Source organism: Burkholderia gladioli (assembly GCF_000959725.1).
In the GTDB taxonomy this organism is placed as follows: Bacteria; Pseudomonadota; Gammaproteobacteria; order Burkholderiales; family Burkholderiaceae; genus Burkholderia; species Burkholderia gladioli.
Genome location: NZ_CP009323.1, coordinates 851,924 through 871,280 on the forward strand (window position 1 = coordinate 851,924; position 19,357 = coordinate 871,280).

The following is a 19,357-nucleotide window of genomic DNA, read 5'->3' on the forward strand; positions in this document are numbered from 1 at the left end:
GTGACACGCTCGAACGGAATTACTTCTTGTAGCCGGCCTGGCGAACCGCGCGGTCGGCGGCGGCCTGGCCGGCGGCCAGTGCCTGGTCGACCGTCATCTGGCCGGCCACCGCGCCGGCGATCGACTGGCCGACCACCGTGCCGAACGACTGGAACTCAGGAATCCCGACGTACTGGACGCCCGTGTACGGCACCTTCTTCAGCGAGGGATCGTTGACGTCGGCGGTCTCGATGGCCTTCAGCACGAAGTCCGAGAACGGCGCGGCGGCCTTGTACTCGGCACGCGCGTAGGTCGACTGGCGCGTGCCCGGCGGCACCGAGGCCCAGCCCTCGTCCTTGCCGACCATCTCGACGTACTGCTTGGAGGTCGCCCAGGTGATGAACTTCTTGGCCGCGTCCTGCTGCTTGGAGGTCTTCGGGATCGCCAGCGCCCAGGCCCACAGCCAGTGCGAGCCCTTCGGCGTGACCGCCACCGGCGCGGCCGCGAAGCCGATCTTGTCGGCCACCTGCGACTGCTGCTTGTTGTAGAGCATGCCGGCGGCCACCGTCGCGTCGATCCACATCGCGCACTTGCCCGAGGCGGTCAGCGTCAGGTTCTCGTTGAAGCCGTTCGAGCTCGCTCCCGGGGGGCCGTCCTTCTTCAGCAGGTCCACGTAGAACGTGATCGCCTTCTTCCATTCCGGCGAGGTGAGCTGCGCGTTCCAGTTCTCGTCGAACCAGCGCCCGCCGAAGGTGTTCACCACGGTCGACACGTAGGCCATGTTCTCGCCCCAGCCGGCCTTGCCGCGCAGGCAGATGCCGTAGGTGCCGTTGGCCTTGTCGGTCAGCTTGTCGGCGAACTGCGCGATCTGGTCGTAGGTCGGCTGGTCCGGCATCTTGAGACCCTTGGCCGCGAACAGGTCCTTGCGGTAGTAGGTCATCGAGCTCTCGACGTAGAACGGCAGCGCATAGAGCTGGCCGTTGTAGGACAGCGAGTCGCGCGCGGTCTTCACCACGTCATTGAGGTCGTAGTCGGCGGGCAGGCCCGTCATCGGCGAGAGCCAGCCGCGCTTGCCCCATTGCGGCGCCTCGTAGGTGCCGATCGCCATCACGTCGAACTGGCCGCTGCCGGTGGTGATGTCGGTGGTGGCGCGCTGGCGCAGCACGTTCTCCTCGAGGATCACCCAGTTCAGCTTGATGTCCGGGTTCGCCTTCTCGAAGGCCGGCGAGAGCTTCTTCAGCTCGATCATGTCGGGGTTGTTGAGCGTCGCGATGGTCAGCGTCGCCGCCTGGGCGGCGAGCGCCGACGACGCGAACGCGGCACCCACGAGAAGTCGCGCGGCGGCGGCGATGAGCGTCTGTCCTTGCATGGCATGTCTCCTGTTTTATCGCTGTTCGTGTTTCGTTGTGACGGTCTTTCCACGTCGGGCGGGCTCGTCGGCCTCACCCGTCCTGCTGCATCCCGCACGCTCGCGCGTAGCGGGCAATCGTGTGGCGGATCCGGAACCGGACCCAGGCGGCCGGATCGTCGCCGAGCGCACGCGAGCGGCGCGCGTCGTAGACGTCGGGCAGCCATTGCGCCACCAGGGTCTCGGGCGGCAGTTGCCGCCGCAGGTTCGCGAACAGCCGCTCGACCGCGGCCGCCACCGCCGGCTGCAGCCAGTAGTAGCGGATCCGGTCGCTGTAGCTGAACTGGCGCGCCAGGCGCAGCGCGCCCTCGTCGCCGCGGTAGTAGGGCGCCCAGTGCTCGGGACGCGCGCGCATCGCCTCGTCGATCACCTCGCGCAGCCGCGAGCGTCGATTCTCGTCGACCAGCGCTTCCTCGATGTAGCTCAGCGCGAAGAGCGCCTCGCGCAATGCGAAGGTGAGCCCGGGGCCCACCTTCAGGATCGCGAAGTGGTCGCGCACCAGGGCGGCGAGCGAGGCTTCGGTCTGGTAGTCGGTCGAATGCGCCTCGAACACGAAGCGCGGCACCGCGAGGATGCTGGCGGCCAGCTCGGCGGCCTTGGCCGGCGCGTAGTCGAGCACCTGGCGATCGTCGAAATCGACGCCGGGCTGGGCCACCACCGCCACCGTGCGCGCCCAGGCCGCTTCCAGGCCGTAGCGCGCGAAGGCTTCGCGATGCGCTTCCAGCGTGGCCTCGATCGCCTCGGCGCGGGTCACGCGGATATGGGACAGCGGGCCGGCGTCGGCCGCATCGGCCTCGGCGACGCCGGCGGCCTCGCTCGCGGTCTCGCCGCCCGGCACCGGCACCTCGGTGCCGACCACGTAGACCGGCGCGCTGCCGGCCGCCTCGGCCGCGGCCTCGGCGGCGGCGCAGAGCTGGGCCGCGCGTTCGGCCACCAGCGTGTCGGACAGCGGCGCGCTGTCGTCGGCGCAGGCCATGCTGGCGTCGAGATGGATCTTGGTGAAGCCGGCCGCGACGTAGGCGGCCACCATGGTCGCCGCCTCCTGCATCGCTTCCTTGGCGCGCAGGTGGCGCCACGGGTTCGGGCCGAGGTGGTCGCCGCCGAGCACCAGCGCCTCGAGCGGAAAGCCCGTGCGGGCGGCCAGCGCCTCCACCTCGCGGCGGAAATCCACCGGCGTCATGCCGGTATAGCCGCCCTGATGATTGACCTGGTTGCAGGTGGCCTCGATCAGCAGCGGCGAGCCGTCGTCGCGGGCGGCCTCGAAGGCGGCCTCCAGCACCAGGGCATGCGCGCTGCAGACCGAATAGATGCCGCGCTGCGCGCCCTTGCGGTTGGCGGCGAAGATCGCGCCGAGCGTGTCCGGCGCGACGGCGGCTTGCGGGGCGGCGGGGCTCAGGCTGGACATGCGATACCTCGCTCGGTGAGGAAGGCGACGATCTCGTCGGGCGAGCTGTTGCCCTCCATCGGGCCCACCCGCGCCACCGCCAGCGCGCCGGCCGCGTTGGCGCGCGACAGCGCCGCCTCGATCGGCCAGCCCTGGATCAGGCTCGCCACCAGGGTGCCGCCGAAGCAGTCGCCGGCGCCGGTCGGATCGATCTCGGTGGTCTCGTAGCCGCCCACGTCGATCTGGCCCTGGCGGTCGAAGGCGCTGCTGCCGGCCGCGCCGCGCTTGAGCACCACCCGCTCGAGCAGCGGCCGGGTGGCCAGCAGGCCCGCGATCGCGCGCTCGGCCGGCTGCGGGCCGCAGAAGAACGGCAGGTCGGCCTCGCTGGGCAGGAACAGGTGGCAGGCGTCGAGCAGCTCCTCGAGCGCGGCGCGCATCGGCTTGAAGGCCAGCATCTCGGCGCGCACGTTCGGGTCGAAGGAGATCCTCGCGCCCACCCGGGCCGCCTCGATCACGCCGCGCTTGACGGCCGCGATGGCGTTCTCGCTGGTCAGCGAGGAACCCATCACGTGGTAATAGCGGCAGCCCTCGAACATGGCGGCCGTCACGTCGGCGGCCTCCAGCAGGGCCGAGGCGCTGCCGTCGATGCTGTAGACGAACTGGCGGCTGCCGTCGTCGCGGTAGGCCACGAAGGCCAGGCCGGTGGGACGCGCGACGCGGCGGATCGCGTCGGTCCGCACGCCGTGCGAGGCCAGCCGCGCCACGATCGCGTCGCCGAAGGCGTCGCGGCCCACGCAGCCCGCGTAGGCCACCGAGGCGCCCAGGCGCGCGGCCTGGTCGGCGAAGATGGCCGGCGCGCCGCTCGGGAACGGGCCGGTGAACTCGCCCGGCTCGGCGAAACCCTGGCCGCGCCGGGCGGCGACGAATTCGGCCAGCAGTTCGCCGGCGACGACGATCTCGGCCATGGCTTCAGCTCATCCAGTTGCCGCCGTCGACATTGAGCGTCTGGGCGGTGATGTAGTCGGCATCGGCCGAGGCGAGGAACAGCGCGGCGCCGGTCAGGTCGGCCGGCAGGCCCATGCGGCCGAGCGGTACGGCCTCGCCCACCAGGCGCTTCTTCTCGCCGAGCGGCCGGTTCTCGTAGCGCGCGAACAGCGCGTCGACCTGCTCCCACATCGGCGTGTCGACCACGCCCGGCGCGATGCCGTTGACGTTGATCTTGTGCGGCGCCAGCGCCAGCGCGGCCGATTGCGTGTAGCTCAGCACCGCGGCCTTGGTCGCGCAGTAGTGCGAGACCAGGGCCTCGCCGCGCCGGCCGGCCTGCGAGGACATGTTGACGATCTTGCCGCCGCGGCCCTGCTCGACCATGCGCTGGGCAACCGCCTGCATCAGGAAGAACAGGCCCTTCACGTTGACCGAGAACAGGCGGTCGAACACGTCCCAGGACTCGTCGAGCAGCGGGCGCATGTCGAACAGCGCCGCATTGTTGAACAGGATGTCGACGCCGCCGAAGTGCTCGACGGCGGTCGCGACGATGCGCTCGATGTCCTCGCGCCGCGTCACGTCGGCGGTGATCGAGATGGCGCGATCGGGATGCGCCTCGATCAGCGCGGCCAGCGAGCCGCCGGCCGGCTTCAGGTCGACCAGCACGCAGCGCGCGCCCTCGTCCAGGTAACGCTGCGCAACCGCTTCGCCGATGCCGCTGGCGGCGCCCGTCAAAATCGCGACCTTGTCCTGCAATCTCACTGGTGTCTCCGATTCGTTGTTCGTGGTGTCATCCGGCATTCAGTGAGCTAACGCTCATCGAATGATCATTTGCTCAGATTGCGATCGAATAATCGGATACCAAACGGGTGCTGTCAAGGCGAAAGCGCCGGTTTCGATGATGCGCTGCCGCATGGCGCGCAGCCGCGCGCGGCGGCAGGCCATGCACAGGGCGGCGATACGTTATATCATTCGTCTTTCCCTGCCTTCGGAAGGTGCCCGTCATGGCCTCGACCTCGCCCCTGGATGCCCGCCTCGCCCGTGCCGACGCGTTCGCCGCCGAGCATGGCCTCACCTGGACGCCGCTGCGGCGGCAGGTCTATGAAAAGGTGCTGGCCGCGCAGCGGCCGATCGGCGCCTACGACCTGATCGGCGAACTGGCGCCCGAACGCGGCCGCATGCCGCCCACCACGGTCTATCGCGCGCTCGACTTCCTGGTCGAGCACGGCTTCATCCATCGCATCGAATCGCGCAATGCCTTCCTGGCCTGCTGCGAGATCGGGCCGCCCCACCAGGGCCAGTTCCTGATCTGCGAATCCTGCGGCGACACGGTCGAGATTCCCGGCGCCGAGCTGGCGCGCCAGCTCTCGTCCTGCGAATCGGCGCACGGTTTCGAGATGCACCGCCAGGTAGTCGAGCTGACCGGCCTGTGCGGCGAATGCAAGACCCATCCCAAGGGCGCGCCGCACGCGTGACGCACCCGCCGCGCGCCCATTCCGGGCGCGCGACTGCCACCCCCGTCGAGGAACAAGCATGACTTACGCCGCCACGTCGCGCGCGCCGCTGCGCGCCCGCTCCCGCCTGATCCGCTGGTTCGCCGCCGGCTGCGCCGCCCTGTCGGTGGCGGGCCTCGCCGGTTTCGCCGGCCCCGCCGCCGCGCAGACCGCCAAGCTGCAGGTGGTGGCCGCCGAGAACTTCTACGGCGACGTGATCAAGCAGATCGGCGGCGCCAACGTGTCGGTGACCAGCATCCTCAGCAACCCGGACCAGGATCCGCACCTGTTCGAGGCCAGCCCGAAGACGGCGCGCGCGCTGCAGCACGCGAACCTGGTGGTCTACAACGGCGCCGACTACGATCCCTGGATGGGCAAGCTGCTGGCCGCCTCGAAGAACGCCACGCGCAAGACCATCGTTGTGGCCGACCTGGTCGGCAAGAAGCCCGGCGACAACCCGCATCTCTGGTACGATCCGGCCACCATGCCGGCCGCGGCGCTGGCGATCAGCGCGGCGCTGGGCGCCGCCGACCCGTCGCACAAGGCCGACTACGACGCGAACCTGGCCGGCTTCCTGGCCTCGCTCAAGCCGATCGACGCCAAGGTCGCCGCGCTGCGCGCGCAGTACAAGGGCGTGCCGGTGACGGCCACCGAGCCGGTGTTCGGCTACATGTCGGACGCGATCGGCCTGGAAATGCGCAACCTGCGCTTCCAGCTGGCGACCATGAACGACACGGAGGCGAGCGCGACGGATATCGCCGCCTTCGAGAACGACCTGCGCAAGCGCCAGGTGAAGGTGCTGATCTACAACAGCCAGGCCGAGGAGCCGATGACCAAGCGCATGCTGAAGATCGCGAAGGACGCCTCGGTGCCGACCGTCAGCGTCACCGAGACGCAACCGGCCGGCAAGACCTTCCAGCAGTGGATGCTCGCGCAGCTCGATGCGCTGGGCGCCGCGCTGGGCCGACATTGAACCCATGACCTCTTCCTCTCCCGCGCTCGCGCTCGATCGCGTCACGCTCGAACTGGGCGGACGCACGATCCTGCGCGAGGTGAGCCTGGCCGTCGAGGCCGGCGAATTCGTCGGCGTGCTGGGGCCCAACGGCGCCGGCAAGACCACCCTGATGCGCGCGGTGCTGGGCCTGGTGCCCGCCGCCGCCGGCCGCATCGCGGTGGCCGGCGCGCCGGTGGCGCGCGGCAATCCCGCCATCGGCTACATGCCGCAGATCCGCAGCGCGCTGGCCGGGCGCCGCGTGCGCGGCCACGACTTCGTGGCGATGGCCGCCGACGGCCACCGCTGGGGCCTGCCGCATGCCAGCGCCGAGGTACGCGCCGACGTGGCGCGCGTGCTCGATCTGGTGGGCGGCACCGCGCTCGCCCGACGGCCGCTGTTCGAGCTGTCGGGCGGCGAGCGCCAGCGCCTGCTGCTGGCGCAATGCCTGCTCGGCGCGCCGAAGCTGCTGTTGCTCGACGAGCCGCTGATCAGCCTCGATCCGCATCACCAGCGCGGCGTGGTCGAGCTGGTGCGGCGCGTGCAGCAGGAGCTCGGCATCACCGTGCTGTTCTCGGCGCATGAACTGAATCCGCTGCTCAACGCGCTCGATCGCGTGCTGTATCTCGGCAATGGCACGGCCGCGCTCGGCACGGTCGACGAGGTGATCACGCGGCCGGTACTGTCGCGGCTCTACGGCTCGCCGATCGACGTGATGCGCGTGAACGGCCGCATCTTCGTGATGTCGGGCGACGTCGAGGTGGAAAAGCACGATCACGAACACGAGGAAGACGGCTCGCATTCGCACGGCGCGCATGGGCACGCACACGGCCACGGCCATGCGCATGGCGGCCACGCACAAGGCAACACGCACGGACACCGGCACGATGTTTGAATACGAATTCATGGTCAACGCGTTCATCGCGTCGGGCATCGTCGCGGTGCTGGCCGGTGTGGTGGGCTACTTCCTGGTGCTGCGCGGCCAGACCTTCGCCGGTCACGCGCTCTCGCACGTCGGCTTCACCGGCGCCACCGGCGCGGTGCTGCTCGGCCTCTCGCCGATCTGGGGCATGGTCGGCTTCACGCTGGCGGCCGGCATCGCGATGGGCGCGCTCGGCGAGAAGCTCGCGGGCCGCGACGTGGCGATCGGCGTGATCCTCTCGCTCGCGCTCGGCGCCGGCCTGCTGTTCCTGCATTTCTATACCAGCTACGCCACCCAGGTCACCGCCCTGCTGTTCGGCAACGTGCTCGGCGTGAGCCATGCCACGCTGATGGTGCTGGCCGGCATCGGCGCGGTCAGCCTCATCGCGCTGGCCGCGATCATGCGTCCGCTGGTGTTCGCCTCGCTGCAGCCGGAGCTGGCCGAGGCCAAGGGCGTATCGCTGCGGCTGGTGTCGGTGCTGTTCCTGGCGATCTGCGCGCTGGCGGTGGCGGCCTGCACACAGATCGTCGGCGTGCTGCTGGTGTTCACGCTGCTGGTCGGCCCGGCCGCCGCCGCGCAGAACCTCAGCACGCGCCTGTCCAGCGGCGTCTGGCTGGCCGCGCTGTTCGCGCTGGCCGAGGCCTGGTTCGGCGTCACCCTCGCCTACTACACCGACTGGCCGACCAGCTTCTGGATCACCGCGCTGTCGGCGCTGGTCTATGCGGCGAGCCTGATGGGACGGTATCGCGCGACGGCCTGAAGCGGCACACGCGCCGCGCACTCGAAAAAAGCCCGCGACACGAGCGCTCGTGTCGCGGGCTTTTTGTTGCCGGCGGTGTCGCCGAAGGTGCTGCGGAATGCGCGCCGCTCAGGCCAGCAGCGTCTTCGCGTGATGCGCGAGGTGGTCGGCGATGAAGGTCGAGATGAAGTAATAACCGTGGTCGTAGCCTTCGTGACGGCGCAGCGTCAGCGGCTGCCCGGCCTCGCGGCAGGCGGCCTCGAACACGTCCGGGTTGAGCTGGGTCGGCAGGAACTGGTCGGCCAGGCCCTGGTCGACCAGGATCCCGTCGGCGTAGCGCGGCGCGTCGGAGCGCGCCACCAGTTCGCTCGCATCGTGCTCCTTCCAGCGCTCGCGATCCTCGCCGAGATAACCCGTGAAGGCCTTCTCGCCCCAGGCGCAGCGCATCGGCGCGGCGATCGGCGCGAAGGCCGACACCGAGCGCCACACACCGGGATGGCGCAGCGCCAGGGTCAGCGCGCCGTGGCCGCCCATCGAATGGCCGAAGATGCCCAGCCGCGTGCCCTCGATCGGCAAGGCGCCCAGCACCAGCGCGCGCAGCTCGTCGACGATGTAGGACTCCATCCGATAATGCGTGGCCCAGGGCGCCTCGCTCGCGTCGAGATAGAAACCCGCGCCCACCCCGAAGTCCCAGGCGGCCGTCTCGCCCGGCACGTTCGCGCCGCGCGGGCTGGTGTCGGGCGCGATCAGGGCGATGCCGTGCTCGGCCGCGAAACGCTGCGCACCGGCCTTGATCATGAAGGTTTCCTCGTTGCAGGTCAGGCCCGCGAGGAAGAACAGCGCCGGCACGCGCGCGCCGTCGTGGGCGGCCTGCCGCGGCAGGAACACCGAGAACTTCATCGGCAGGCCGATCGCCGCCGAGTCGTGGCGGTAGAAGCGCTGCTCGCCGCCGAACGCGGCATGGGAGGACAGGAGTTCGAGCATGGTCGCGCCTCGTGCCTCAGTACAGCACGACCGAGCGGATCGACTCGCCCTTCTTCATCAGGTCGAAGCCCTCGTTGATCTTCTCGAGCGGCAGGCGATGCGTGATCAGGTCGTCGATGTTGATCTTGCCTTCCATGTACCAGTCGACGATCTTCGGCACGTCGGTGCGCCCGCGCGCGCCGCCGAAGGCCGAGCCCTTCCATTCGCGGCCCGTGACGAGCTGGAACGGCCGCGTGCTGATCTCCTGACCGGCCGCCGCCACGCCGATGATGAAGGACTGGCCCCAGCCCTTGTGCGTGCATTCCAGCGCCTGGCGCATGGTGGTGACGTTGCCGATGCACTCGAAGGAGTAATCCGCGCCGCCGTCGGTCAACTGCACGATGTGGTCGACCACGTTCTCCACGTCCTTCGGGTTGATGAAGTGGGTCATGCCGAACTTCTTCGCCAGCTCGACGCGCGCCGGGTTGATGTCGACGCCGATGATCTTGTCGGCGCCCACCATCCTCGCGCCCTGGATCACGTTCAGGCCGATCCCGCCCAGGCCGAACACCACAACGTTGGCACCCGCCTCGACCTTGGCCGAGTAGACCACCGCGCCCACCCCGGTGGTCACGCCGCAGCCGATGTAGCAGACCTTGTCGAAGGGCGCGTCCTCGCGGATCTTCGCCACCGCGATCTCCGGCACCACGATGTAGTTCGAGAAGGTCGAGGTGCCCATGTAGTGGAAGATCGGCTTGCCGTCGAGCGAGAAGCGCGAGCTCGCGTCGGGCATCAGGCCCTTGCCCTGGGTGGCGCGGATCTTCTGGCAGAGGTTGGTCTTGCGCGACAGGCAGAACTTGCATTCGCGACATTCGGGCGTGTAGAGCGGGATCACGTGATCCCCCTTGCGCAACGTGCCGACGCCGGGGCCGACGTCCACCACCACGCCCGCGCCCTCGTGGCCGAGGATGGCCGGAAAGATGCCTTCCGGATCGGCGCCCGACAGCGTGTAGTAGTCGGTGTGGCAGATCCCCGTGGCCTTCACCTCGATCAGCACCTCGCCCGCGCGCGGGCCTTCCAGATCCACTTCCTCGATGGTCAGCGGCGCACCGGCCTTCCATGCGATCGCGGCTTTCGTCTTCATGCTTGCAGCTCCTTGTCGGTGAGGTTGCGCCGCGCGCCACGCGCGACGGGCGGCAACCGGGGAATCGTTGCCCGGGCAGGGCGCGCGCGGCGCGTGTGTCCTGTGTCGCGCGTCGTGCCCTGCCGCCGAAGCGCGCCGGCGAGCCGGCGCGGGGGGACCAGCCGGAAGTGTAAACGCGTGCCGCGGAAAGCGGCATGGCGTCACGCGACGGATCGATGTCGCGCGGCGTCGCGCAACGGTGTTCGCGGCGCCTTCCCCGCTCGCTCGCGGTGGGCGGATGCACCAGAAAACGATCGAAACGACGACGCTCATGTGCCACGTCGCAATCACTTCGCCACCGCCATCCGACCCCGTGAAAAACCGCGCCGGTCGGGGTTTACCCATCCATACCACGAGACGCGGCCAAAACCCTCTATGCGCCGCCGCCGATACAGACCATAAACGCAGTGATATTTGGCGGCGGCGCCAGGCGGTTTTTGTCTGGCTATAACTACCGGGAATCCCACTGCCGCGGCGCGTCCACCATGATTTCCCCGCATTCCTTCGTGAAAATCGCATATCCCCCCTGCAAAGCAGGGAATAGCGCCCAGTGCTCTTGTTGGCCCCGGTCGTTGCGCATAACTTCACTGCACCCCGACAACAAGATCATGGAGTGAGACAGATGCAATCGACCACGGTCCATCCGTGCGACGAGATCCTGCCCGCCGGCAAGCTCGTCACCCTGGGTCTGCAGCACGTGCTGGTGATGTACGCGGGCGCCGTCGCGGTGCCGCTCATCATCGGCAGCGCGCTGAAGCTGCCGAAGGATCAGATCGCCTTCCTGATCAGCGCCGACCTGTTCGCCTGCGGCATCGCCACCCTGATCCAGACGCTCGGCGTGTGGATCTTCGGCATCCGCCTGCCCGTCATCATGGGCTGCACCTTCGCCTCGGTCGGGCCGCTGATCGCGATCGGCACCAACCCGAGCCTGGGCCTGCTGGACGTGTTCGGCTCGACCATCGCGGCCGGCGTGATCGGCATCGTGATCGCGCCGGTGATCGGCAAGCTGCTGCGCTTCTTCCCGCCGGTGGTGGTCGGCACCGTGATCGCGGTGATCGGCCTGTCGCTGATGGGCGTGGGCATCAACTGGGCGGCCGGCGGCGTGGGCAACCCCGAATACGGCAACCCGGTGTTCCTGGGCCTGTCGCTGCTGGTACTGGTGCTGATCCTGATGATCAACAAGTTCGGCCGCGGCTTCTTCGCCAATATCGCCGTGCTGCTCGGCATCGTGGCCGGCTTCGTGATCGCGCTCTCGCTGGGCCGCGTCGATCTGGACGGCGTGGCGGCCGCGCCCTGGGTCGGCTTCGTGATGCCCTTCCACTTCGGCACGCCGCATTTCGACGCGCTGTCGATCGCCACCATGGTGATCGTGATGTTCGTCACCTTCATCGAGTCGACCGGCATGTTCCTCGCCGTGGGCGACATGGTCGACCGGCCGGTCGACCAGCAGGCCCTGGTGCGCGGCCTGCGCGTGGACGGGCTGGGCACGCTGATCGGCGGCATCTTCAACTCGTTCCCGCATACCTCGTTCTCGCAGAACGTCGGGCTGGTGGGCGTGACTGGCGTGAAGAGCCGCTACGTGTGCGTGACGGGCGGCGTGATCCTGGTGCTGCTGGGCCTGTTCCCGAAGATGGCGCAGATCGTCGCCTCGGTGCCGGCCTTCGTGCTCGGCGGCGCCGGCATCGTGATGTTCGGCATGGTGGCCGCCAATGGCGTGAAGACGCTCTCGCGCGTCGACTTCGTGAGCAACCACAACAACCTGTTCATCGTCGCGGTCAGCATCGGGCTGGGCCTGGTGCCGGTGGTCTCGCCGCACTTCTTCTCGAAGCTGCCGGGCGCGCTCGCGCCGATCCTGCACAGCGGGATCCTGCTGGCTTCGGTGTCCGCCGTGCTGCTGAACCTGATCTTCAACGGCGTGAAGAGCGAGAAGCAGGCCGAATGCGAGATCCGGCGCGCCGGACACGATCTCGATCCGCGCACGGCCGACCTGCATTGACGATGCTCGGAGGTTGACGGCGGCCTGGCGCTGCCGCCAATGAAAAACACCCCGGAAGCTTGCGCTTCCGGGGTGTTTTTTCGTGTGCTTGCCGGGCGGATCGAGCAGCTTGCGGCTCAAGGCTGGAAACCCCTGCCGCGGCCGCGCGATCCGCTCGACCGCTGCCCTGTCAGCCCGCCGTCGGCTGCGAGGCCGACGCAGGTGCCGCCGCCGGCTTGCTGTAGTCGACCGGGGCATCGGCCTCGCGCGGCTGGTCGCCGTTGTGCTCGATCCAGCCGCCGCCCAGCGCGCGATACAAGTCCACCAGGTTGGTCCAGCGCGCCAGGCGCGCCGAGATCAGCGAGGTCTGCGCCGTGTACAGGTCCGTCTGGGCCGTCAGCACCGTCAGGTAGCTGTCCACGCCATTGCGGTAGCGCAGGTCCGACAGATCGTAGCGACGCTGCTGCGCCTCTTCGTTGCGCGCCAGCGCCGCGATCTGCTGGTCATACGTGCCGCGTGCCGCCAGCCCGTCCGACACTTCGCGGAATGCCGTCTGGATCGCCTTCTCGTAGTTCGCGATCTCGATGCGCTTCTGCACGTGCGCCAAGTCGAGGTTCGCGATGTTCGAGCCGCCTTCGAAGATCGGCAGGGCGATATTCGGCGCGAACGACCAGGCCGCCGTGCCGGCCTTGAACAGGCCGCCCAGCGTCGGGCTCGCCGTGCCGAACGCGGCCGTCAACGAGATCTTCGGGAAGAAGGCCGCGCGGGCCGCCCCGATGTTCGCGTTGGCCGCTAGGAGCGTCTGCTCGGCTTCCATGATGTCGGGACGACGAGTCAGCAGGTCCGAAGGCAAGCCGGCCGGGATATCGGTCAGCAGGCTCTGCGAATCCAGCGGCAGGCCCGCCGGCAGATCGTCGGGCAGCGGCTCGCCGATCAGCAGCACCAGCGCGTTCACGGCTTGCGCGCGGTCGCGCGCCTCGGCCTGCTGGTTCGCCAGCGCCTGCTCGACCACCGTCTGCGCCTGGCGCAGGTCCAGTTCCGAGCCGGTGCCGTTGTCGAACTGCAGCTTGGTCAGGTTGTACGAATCCTGGGCCGTCTTCAGCGTCTCCTCGGTGACCTTCAACAGGTCGTCCGTGGACTGCAGCGTCAGGTACTGGTCCGCCACCTGCGAGATCAGCGAGATCTCCGCCGCCTTGCGAGCCTGGGCCGTCGACAGGTACTGCGCCAAAGCCTGGTCCTTCAAGCTCTGGATCCGGCCGAACAGGTCCAGTTCCCACGAGGCGGAGAGACCGACGTTGTAGGTTCGCGTAATGAGCGGCGAGCCCGTGTTCGACACGCCGGCCGGCAGCCGCTGCGTATTGCCTGTGCCGGTGCCGTCGAGCGTCGGGAACAGCCCCGCGCGCGTGATCTGGTACTGCGCGCGCGCCGCCTCGATGTTGAGCACCGAGACGCGCAGATCGCGATTGTTCTTCAGCGCGATCTCGATCAGCGCCTGCAGGCGCGGATCGGCGAAGAAGTTGCGCCAGCCGATGTCGGCGGCGGCCTGGCCATTGGCGCTGTGCGAGCCGTCCGCGCCCGGTTGCGTCGCGTAGACGCCGTCGGACGGGAAGCTGCCCGACACGGGTGCAGCGGGCCGCTGGTAATGCGGCGCCATCGTGCAGCCCGTGGCGACCAGCGCGAAGGCCATTGCAGTCAAAACGAGTTTTCGCATGGTCATCAATGTTCCTTGTTACCCTCGCCGCCTTCCTGCGTGCGATGCGCATGCTCCTGCGCGAGACGCAGTGCTTCGTCGGGATCTTCCTTCTCGCCGCCGAACACGCCGCGCACCTTCACGAAGAACATCGGGATCATGAAGATCGCGAGGAAGGTCGCGGTCAGCATCCCGCCGATCACGCCGGTGCCGATCGCGTGCTGGCTGGCCGAACCCGCGCCGTTGCTGATCGCCAGCGGCAGCACGCCGAGAATGAAGGCCAGCGAGGTCATCAGGATCGGGCGCAGCCGCAGCCGTGCCGCCTCCAGCGCCGCCTCGACCGGCCCCATCTTCTCCCCGACCTGCAGCTCACGCGCGAATTCCACGATCAGGATCGCGTTCTTCGCCGACAGGCCCACCGTGGTCAGCAGGCCGACCTGGAAGAACACGTCGTTCTCGAGACCGCGCAGCGTCGCCGCCAGCAGTGCGCCGATCACGCCGAGCGGCACCACCATGATCACCGAGAACGGGATCGACCAGCTTTCATACAGCGCCGCCAGACACAGGAACACCACCAGGATCGAGATCGCGTAGAGGATCGGCGCCTGCGAACCCGACTGGATTTCCTGGTACGACAGGCCCGTCCAGGAGTAGCCGATACCGACCGGCAGCTTCTGCGCGAGCGCCTGCATGGCCGTCATCGCCTGGCCGGTACTCTTGCCCGGTGCCGCCTGGCCCTGGATTTCCACCGCCGAGATACCGTTGTAGCGCTCCAGCTTCGGCGAACCGTAGGTCCAGTGGCCGGTGGCAAAGGCGCTGAACGGCACCATCCCGCCCGCCCCGTTGCGCACGTACCAGATGTTCAGGTCTTCCGGCGTGGCGCGGAACGGCGCATCGGCCATCACGTACACCTTCTTGATACGACCGTCGGTATCGAGGAAGTTGTTGACGTACTGCGAGGCCCAGGCGATCGAGAAGGTCTGGTCGATCGCGGATGCCGTCACGCCGAGCGCGTTGGCCTTCTCGCGGTCGATATCGACCTTGTACTGCGGTGTGTCGTTCAGGCCGTTCGGACGCACGCCCTGCAGCGTGGGATCCTTGGCGGCCAGGCCGAGCAGCTGGTTACGTGCCGCCATCAGCGCGTCGTGGCCGAGGCCCGCGTTGTCGGTCAGCTCGAAGTCGAAGCCCGCGGCGGTACCCAACTCGGGAATCGACGGCGGGTTGAACGGGATCACGATCGCGTCCTTGTAGCCCGCGTAGCGTCCGAACATCCGCCCGATCAGCGCCTGCACCTTCTGGTTGGCATGCTGACGCGAGGCGTAGTCCTTCAGCTTCACGAACACCAGGCCCGAGTTCTGGCCGCGGCCGGCGAAGCTGAAGCCGTTCACGGTGAACGCGGATTCGACGATGTCCTTCTCGTCCTTCAGCACGTAGTCCGAAATGTCCTTCAGCGTGCGCGCGGTGGTCTCCTGGGTGGAGCCCGACGGCGTTTGCACGATCACGAACATCAGGCCCTGGTCCTCATCCGGCAGGAAGGACTTCGGCAGGCGCACGAACAGCAGCCCGACCGCGACGATCACCACCAGATAGATGATCAGCCAGCGGCCCGAACGCTTGATCACATGGTGCACGCCCTTGTGATAGTTGTCGCGGCTGCGGTTGAAGGTCCGGTTGAACCAGCCGAAGAAGCCCTTTTTCTCCTCGTGGTGACCTTGCGGGATCGGCTTGAGGATGGTCGCGCAAAGCGCCGGCGTGAGGATCAGCGCCACCAGCACCGACAGCACCATCGCCGAGACGATGGTCAGCGAGAACTGGCGATAGATCGCGCCCACCGAGCCGCCCGAGAAGGCCACCGGCACGAACACCGCCGACAGCACCAGGGCCACGCCCACCAGCGCGCCGGTGATCTGGCCCATCGCCTTCTTGGTCGCCTCCTTCGGCGAGAGCCCCTCCTCCGACATCACCCGCTCGACGTTCTCCACCACCACGATCGCATCGTCCACCAGCAGGCCGATCGCCAGCACCAGGCCGAACATCGACAAGGTGTTGATCGAGAAGCCCACCGCCGACATGATCGCGAAGGTGCCCAGCAGCACCACCGGCACCGCGATGGTCGGGATGATGGTCGCCCGCAGGTTCTGCAGGAACAGGTACATCACCAGGAACACCAGCACGATGCCTTCCAGCAGCGTCTTGACCACTTCCTCGATCGACAGGCGCACGAACGGCGTCGTGTCATACGGGTACTTGACGGTCAGGCCGTGCGGGAAGTACTTCGAGAGCTCGTCGATCTTGGCGCGCACCGCGTTGGCCGTCTGCAGCGCATTGGCGTTGGTGGCGAGCTGGATGCCGAGACCGGCCGTCGGCTGGCCGTTGTACTTGGTGTCGAAGTTGTAGTTTTCGCCACCCAGGCTCAGCTTCGCGACGTCCTTCAGCCGCACCTGCGAACCATCCTGGTTGACCTTCAGCAGGATGTTGCCGAACTCCTCGGGCGTCTGCAGCAGGGTCTGCTCGGTGATGGTCGCCTGCAGCACCGTGCCCGGCACCGCCGGCGTGCCGCCGATCTGGCCGCCCGCGATCTGCACGTTCTGCGAGGTGATCGCGCTGGTCACATCGACCGGCGTCAGCGAGTAGTTGGTCAGCTTGTTCGGATCGAGCCAGATCCGCATCGCATACTGCGAGCCGAACAGCGTGACGGTACCGACGCCGTTGAGCCGGCTGATCGGATCCTCCACGTGGGAGGCCACGTAGTTCGCGAGGTCGTACTTGTTCATGCTGCCGTCTTCCGACACGAAGGCGAGCACCAGCAGGAAGCTGCTGCTCGACTTGGTGACCTTCAGACCCAGCTGCTGCACGACCTGCGGCAGAATCGGCGTCGCCAGCGACAGCTTGTTCTGCACCTGCACCTGCGCGATGTCCGGATTGGTACCGGCCGCGAACGTCAGCGTGATGGTCGACGTACCCGAATCGTCACTGGTGGACGACATGTACAGGAAGTTGTCGAGGCCGCTCATCTGCTGCTCGACCACCTGGGTGACCGTGTCCTCGACCGTCTTCGCCGACGCACCCGGATAGGTGGCGGAAATCTGGATCGACGGCGGCGCGATGGTCGGATACTGGGCGATCGGCAGCGTGAAGATCGACGCGATACCGGCCAGCATCAGAATGATGGCGATCACCCACGCGAAGATCGGGCGATCGATAAAAAACTTTGCCATGAAACAGGCCCCCTGTGATTACGCGCCCGAAGCTGCCGTCGCACTCGCCGCCGAACCGGCCGCCGCCCCGCTGGCCGGCGCCGCGGACGACGCGCCCGAGGCACCGGCTGCGCCGGAAGCGCCCGAGTTCATGTCGCTCGCCGCGCTCGGCAGGCTGCTCGGATCCTTGCCCGCGTTCTGGTCGGGCGGCAGCTGCGCCGCCACCGGCTTGACCGTCATGCCCGGCTGGACCTTGCCCACGCCCTGCACGATCACGCGGTCGCCCGGCTGCAGGCCACCCTCGACGATCCAGTTCTGGCCGTAGGTGCCCGAGGTCTGCAGCACGCGCGGCGCGATCTTGTTGTCCTGGCCGACCACCAGCGCGGTCGCCTGGCCCTTGGGATCGTGCTGCACGCCGATCTGCGGCACCAGGAAGGCGTTGTCGTTGCTGCCTTCGTCGATGCGCGCGCGCACGAACATGCCCGGCAGCAGCACGTGGTTCGGGTTCGGGAACAGTGCGCGGATCGTCACCGAGCCGGTGGTCTGGTCGACCGTCACGTCGGTGAACTGCAGCTTGCCCTCGAGCGGGTAGGTCTTGCCGTCCTCCAGCACCAGCTTGACCTTGGCCGCGTTCGGCCCGCTCGTCTTGATGCGCCCGCTCTGGATGTCCTGGCGCAGCTTCAGGCCGTCCAGGCTCGATTGCGTGAGGTCGACGTACATCGGGTCGAGCTGCTGCAGGGTCGCCATCAGCGTTGCCTGGCTGGCCTGCACGTAGGCGCCCGGCGTGACCTGCGAGATGCCGATGCGGCCCGTGATGGGCGAGAGCACATCGGTGTAGCCGAGGTTGATCTGCGCGGTGTCGACCGCCGCCTTGCCCGAGGCCACGTCGGCCGCGGCCTGGCCGGCCGAGGCCACGGCGTTGTCGTAGTCCTGCTTGCTGACCGCGTTCGCGGCCACCAGCACCTTGAAGCGCGCCGCCTGCGCGTTGGTCGAGGCGAGGTTCGCCTCGGCGCGCGCGAGCGTGGCCTTGGCGCTGTTCAACTGGGCGATGTAGGGCGCCGGATCGATCTTGTACAGGCGTTGCCCTGCCTTGACGTCGGTGCCTTCGGTGAACTCGCGACGCAGCACGATGCCGTCCACCCGCGCGCGCACCTGGGCGACCAGGAAGGCATTGGTGCGGCCCGGCAGCTCGGTGACGACCGGCACCGATTGCGGCTGGACCGTCACGACGCCGACTTCCGGCGCCTGCTGTTGCGGTGCCGATTCTTTTTTTCCACAGGCGGCAAGGAAGACTGCTGCCGCGGCGACACTGATTAAGCGGTATGGAACCCGTTCGACGCGCATGGAACGACCTCGTTCGTAACAAAAGAAGTAAGTGCTTGGCCTGGGGCCGCGACACGAATGCGCCTTGCGGCGCCGATCGAACACACCAGAAATGCAGGACTGCGAATACGACAACGGCACGCATGCCGCCGTGCCGGGGGACGTCGCGCGACAACCGCGACGCAATACGGGAGGGAAATCAGCAGAGGTGGATATTAACTGATTGCCGCATGGGTATTCGATCTACTGCTTGGGCCCTTCGATCGTGGGTGGTATTGTATATACGTTCATGTATGTATGTAAAAGCTGTTCATGAACGATACAAATTCTTACAAATTACCGACGGTTACGCACGTAAGTTCACGCGCGGATCCCTTCTCCGGATCAAGCAATCATCGGTTTTCCAGGCTCATCATCAACGTCGCCGATCTCATCAATACCGGCGCAGCACAGGCACAGCAATGGTCAGACGTACCAAAGAGGAAGCGCTCGCGACCCGCAACGGCATCCTCGACGCCGCCGAGCACGTCTTTTTCGAGAAGGGCGTCTCGCACACCACGCTCGCCGACATCGCCCAGCACGCGGGCGTCACGCGCGGCGCGATCTACTGGCATTTCGCGAACAAGGGCGAGCTGTTCGATGCCATGTTCGACCGCGTGTTCCTGCCGATCGACGAGCTGAAGGCGACCTCCGACAAGCCCCGCGCCGACCCGCTCGGGCGCATCCGCAAGATCCTCGTCTGGTGCCTGCTGGGCGTCGCGCGCGATTCGCAGCTGCGGCGCGTGTTCAGCATCCTGTTCCTGAAATGTGAATATGTCGCGGACCTCGAGCCGCTGCTGCAGCGCAATCGCGCCGGCATGTCCGAGGCGCTACACAACATCGAGGGCGACATGAAGCAGGCGGTCGCCGATGGCGAACTGCCGGCCGATCTCGACACCTGGCGCGCCACCCTGATGCTGCACACGCTGGTCAGCGGCTTCGTGCGCGACATGCTGATGCTGCCCGACGAGATCGACGCCGAGCAGCATGCCGAGCCGCTGGTCGACGCGGTGTTCGACATGCTGCGGCTGAGCCCCGCGCTGCGACGCAAGCCGGCGGCCTGAAAGATTCGGCAAGGAGAGAAAAG

General features: G+C 67.8%; 15 protein-coding genes. 6 read left to right on the forward strand and 9 right to left on the reverse strand.

Annotated elements, in window-relative coordinates:
- Positions 1–19 precede the first annotated feature (19 nt).
- The 4 genes from BM43_RS20725 to BM43_RS20740 form a co-directional block, all read right to left on the reverse strand.
- A complete protein-coding gene (locus tag BM43_RS20725) occupies positions 20–1,348 on the reverse strand; it encodes an ABC transporter substrate-binding protein (RefSeq protein WP_013699217.1) in 1,329 nt (442 codons plus the stop codon).
- Positions 1,349–1,421: 73 nt separating this feature from the next.
- Entirely contained in the window at positions 1,422–2,792 is a 1,371-nt protein-coding gene (locus tag BM43_RS20730) for a D-tagatose-bisphosphate aldolase, class II, non-catalytic subunit (RefSeq protein ID WP_036049384.1), read from the reverse strand.
- On the reverse strand, positions 2,780–3,736 hold the full coding sequence (locus BM43_RS20735; protein ID WP_013699219.1) for a sugar kinase: 957 nt from the start codon (positions 3,734–3,736) through the stop codon (positions 2,780–2,782). The genes BM43_RS20730 and BM43_RS20735 overlap by 13 nt, the downstream gene beginning before the upstream one ends.
- A 4-nt stretch (positions 3,737–3,740) precedes the next feature.
- Complete coding sequence (locus BM43_RS20740; protein ID WP_036053013.1) at positions 3,741–4,517, reverse strand: L-iditol 2-dehydrogenase; 777 nt, start codon at positions 4,515–4,517, stop codon at positions 3,741–3,743.
- A 242-nt stretch (positions 4,518–4,759) separates the two neighbouring features.
- Here BM43_RS20740 and BM43_RS20745 point away from each other — a divergent pair, with 242 nt between their 5' ends.
- From BM43_RS20745 to BM43_RS20760, 4 genes are read left to right on the forward strand one after another with little or no spacing between them, the layout of a single operon-like run.
- Positions 4,760–5,230 (forward strand): Fur family transcriptional regulator, encoded by a 471-nt coding sequence (locus tag BM43_RS20745; protein ID WP_017919889.1) that lies wholly within the window; start codon positions 4,760–4,762, stop codon positions 5,228–5,230.
- A gap of 58 nt (positions 5,231–5,288) precedes the next feature.
- Positions 5,289–6,221 carry a metal ABC transporter solute-binding protein gene (locus BM43_RS20750; protein ID WP_017919888.1) on the forward strand — a complete coding sequence of 311 codons (933 nt, stop codon included), beginning with the start codon at positions 5,289–5,291 and terminating at the stop codon, positions 6,219–6,221.
- Positions 6,222–6,225: 4 nt separating this feature from the next.
- Positions 6,226–7,134: an ABC transporter ATP-binding protein gene (locus BM43_RS20755; RefSeq protein WP_036053011.1), complete on the forward strand. Its 909-nt coding sequence runs from the start codon at positions 6,226–6,228 to the stop codon at positions 7,132–7,134.
- Positions 7,127–7,921, forward strand: coding sequence for a metal ABC transporter permease (locus tag BM43_RS20760; RefSeq protein ID WP_013699224.1), 795 nt, complete (start codon positions 7,127–7,129; stop codon positions 7,919–7,921). The genes BM43_RS20755 and BM43_RS20760 overlap by 8 nt, the downstream gene beginning before the upstream one ends.
- A gap of 108 nt (positions 7,922–8,029) precedes the next feature.
- Here BM43_RS20760 and fghA read toward each other — a convergent pair whose 3' ends face one another.
- Entirely contained in the window at positions 8,030–8,884 is an 855-nt protein-coding gene (gene fghA, locus BM43_RS20765) for an S-formylglutathione hydrolase (protein WP_036049381.1), read from the reverse strand.
- A 16-nt stretch (positions 8,885–8,900) separates the two neighbouring features.
- Positions 8,901–10,007, reverse strand: a complete 1,107-nt coding sequence (locus BM43_RS20770; RefSeq protein ID WP_013699226.1) for an S-(hydroxymethyl)glutathione dehydrogenase/class III alcohol dehydrogenase — start codon at positions 10,005–10,007, stop codon at positions 8,901–8,903.
- Between the two features lie 661 nt (positions 10,008–10,668).
- On the opposite strand from BM43_RS20770, the gene BM43_RS20775 reads away from it, so the two are divergent.
- Positions 10,669–12,042: a nucleobase:cation symporter-2 family protein gene (locus tag BM43_RS20775; RefSeq protein ID WP_036038383.1), complete on the forward strand. Its 1,374-nt coding sequence runs from the start codon at positions 10,669–10,671 to the stop codon at positions 12,040–12,042.
- Between the two features lie 169 nt (positions 12,043–12,211).
- Here BM43_RS20775 and BM43_RS20780 read toward each other — a convergent pair whose 3' ends face one another.
- From BM43_RS20780 to BM43_RS20790, 3 genes are read right to left on the reverse strand one after another with little or no spacing between them, the layout of a single operon-like run.
- Positions 12,212–13,732 (reverse strand): efflux transporter outer membrane subunit, encoded by a 1,521-nt coding sequence (locus BM43_RS20780; protein ID WP_036053010.1) that lies wholly within the window; start codon positions 13,730–13,732, stop codon positions 12,212–12,214.
- 5 nt (positions 13,733–13,737) lie between these two features.
- Positions 13,738–16,929 (reverse strand): efflux RND transporter permease subunit, encoded by a 3,192-nt coding sequence (locus tag BM43_RS20785; RefSeq protein WP_036049378.1) that lies wholly within the window; start codon positions 16,927–16,929, stop codon positions 13,738–13,740.
- Positions 16,930–16,947: 18 nt separating this feature from the next.
- The gene (locus BM43_RS20790; RefSeq protein ID WP_036049376.1) at positions 16,948–18,252 is read right to left on the reverse strand and encodes an efflux RND transporter periplasmic adaptor subunit; all 1,305 of its coding nucleotides are present in this window, start codon (positions 18,250–18,252) and stop codon (positions 16,948–16,950) included.
- 440 nt (positions 18,253–18,692) lie between these two features.
- Here BM43_RS20790 and BM43_RS20795 point away from each other — a divergent pair, with 440 nt between their 5' ends.
- Positions 18,693–19,334: a TetR family transcriptional regulator gene (locus BM43_RS20795; RefSeq protein ID WP_013699231.1), complete on the forward strand. Its 642-nt coding sequence runs from the start codon at positions 18,693–18,695 to the stop codon at positions 19,332–19,334.
- The last annotated feature ends 23 nt before the right edge of the window (positions 19,335–19,357 follow it).

Coding starts and splice junctions, on each gene's coding strand:
- BM43_RS20725 (WP_013699217.1), bottom strand. CDS start 1,348: ATGCAAGGACAGACGCTCATCGCCGCCGCCGCGCGACTTCTCGTGGGT.
- BM43_RS20730 (WP_036049384.1), bottom strand. CDS start 2,792: ATGTCCAGCCTGAGCCCCGCCGCCCCGCAAGCCGCCGTCGCGCCGGAC.
- BM43_RS20735 (WP_013699219.1), bottom strand. CDS start 3,736: ATGGCCGAGATCGTCGTCGCCGGCGAACTGCTGGCCGAATTCGTCGCC.
- BM43_RS20745 (WP_017919889.1), top strand. CDS start 4,760: ATGGCCTCGACCTCGCCCCTGGATGCCCGCCTCGCCCGTGCCGACGCG.
- BM43_RS20750 (WP_017919888.1), top strand. CDS start 5,289: ATGACTTACGCCGCCACGTCGCGCGCGCCGCTGCGCGCCCGCTCCCGC.
- BM43_RS20755 (WP_036053011.1), top strand. CDS start 6,226: ATGACCTCTTCCTCTCCCGCGCTCGCGCTCGATCGCGTCACGCTCGAA.
- BM43_RS20760 (WP_013699224.1), top strand. CDS start 7,127: ATGTTTGAATACGAATTCATGGTCAACGCGTTCATCGCGTCGGGCATC.
- fghA (WP_036049381.1), bottom strand. CDS start 8,884: ATGCTCGAACTCCTGTCCTCCCATGCCGCGTTCGGCGGCGAGCAGCGC.
- BM43_RS20770 (WP_013699226.1), bottom strand. CDS start 10,007: ATGAAGACGAAAGCCGCGATCGCATGGAAGGCCGGTGCGCCGCTGACC.
- BM43_RS20775 (WP_036038383.1), top strand. CDS start 10,669: ATGCAATCGACCACGGTCCATCCGTGCGACGAGATCCTGCCCGCCGGC.
- BM43_RS20780 (WP_036053010.1), bottom strand. CDS start 13,732: ATGCGAAAACTCGTTTTGACTGCAATGGCCTTCGCGCTGGTCGCCACG.
- BM43_RS20785 (WP_036049378.1), bottom strand. CDS start 16,929: ATGGCAAAGTTTTTTATCGATCGCCCGATCTTCGCGTGGGTGATCGCC.
- BM43_RS20790 (WP_036049376.1), bottom strand. CDS start 18,252: ATGCGCGTCGAACGGGTTCCATACCGCTTAATCAGTGTCGCCGCGGCA.
- BM43_RS20795 (WP_013699231.1), top strand. CDS start 18,693: ATGGTCAGACGTACCAAAGAGGAAGCGCTCGCGACCCGCAACGGCATC.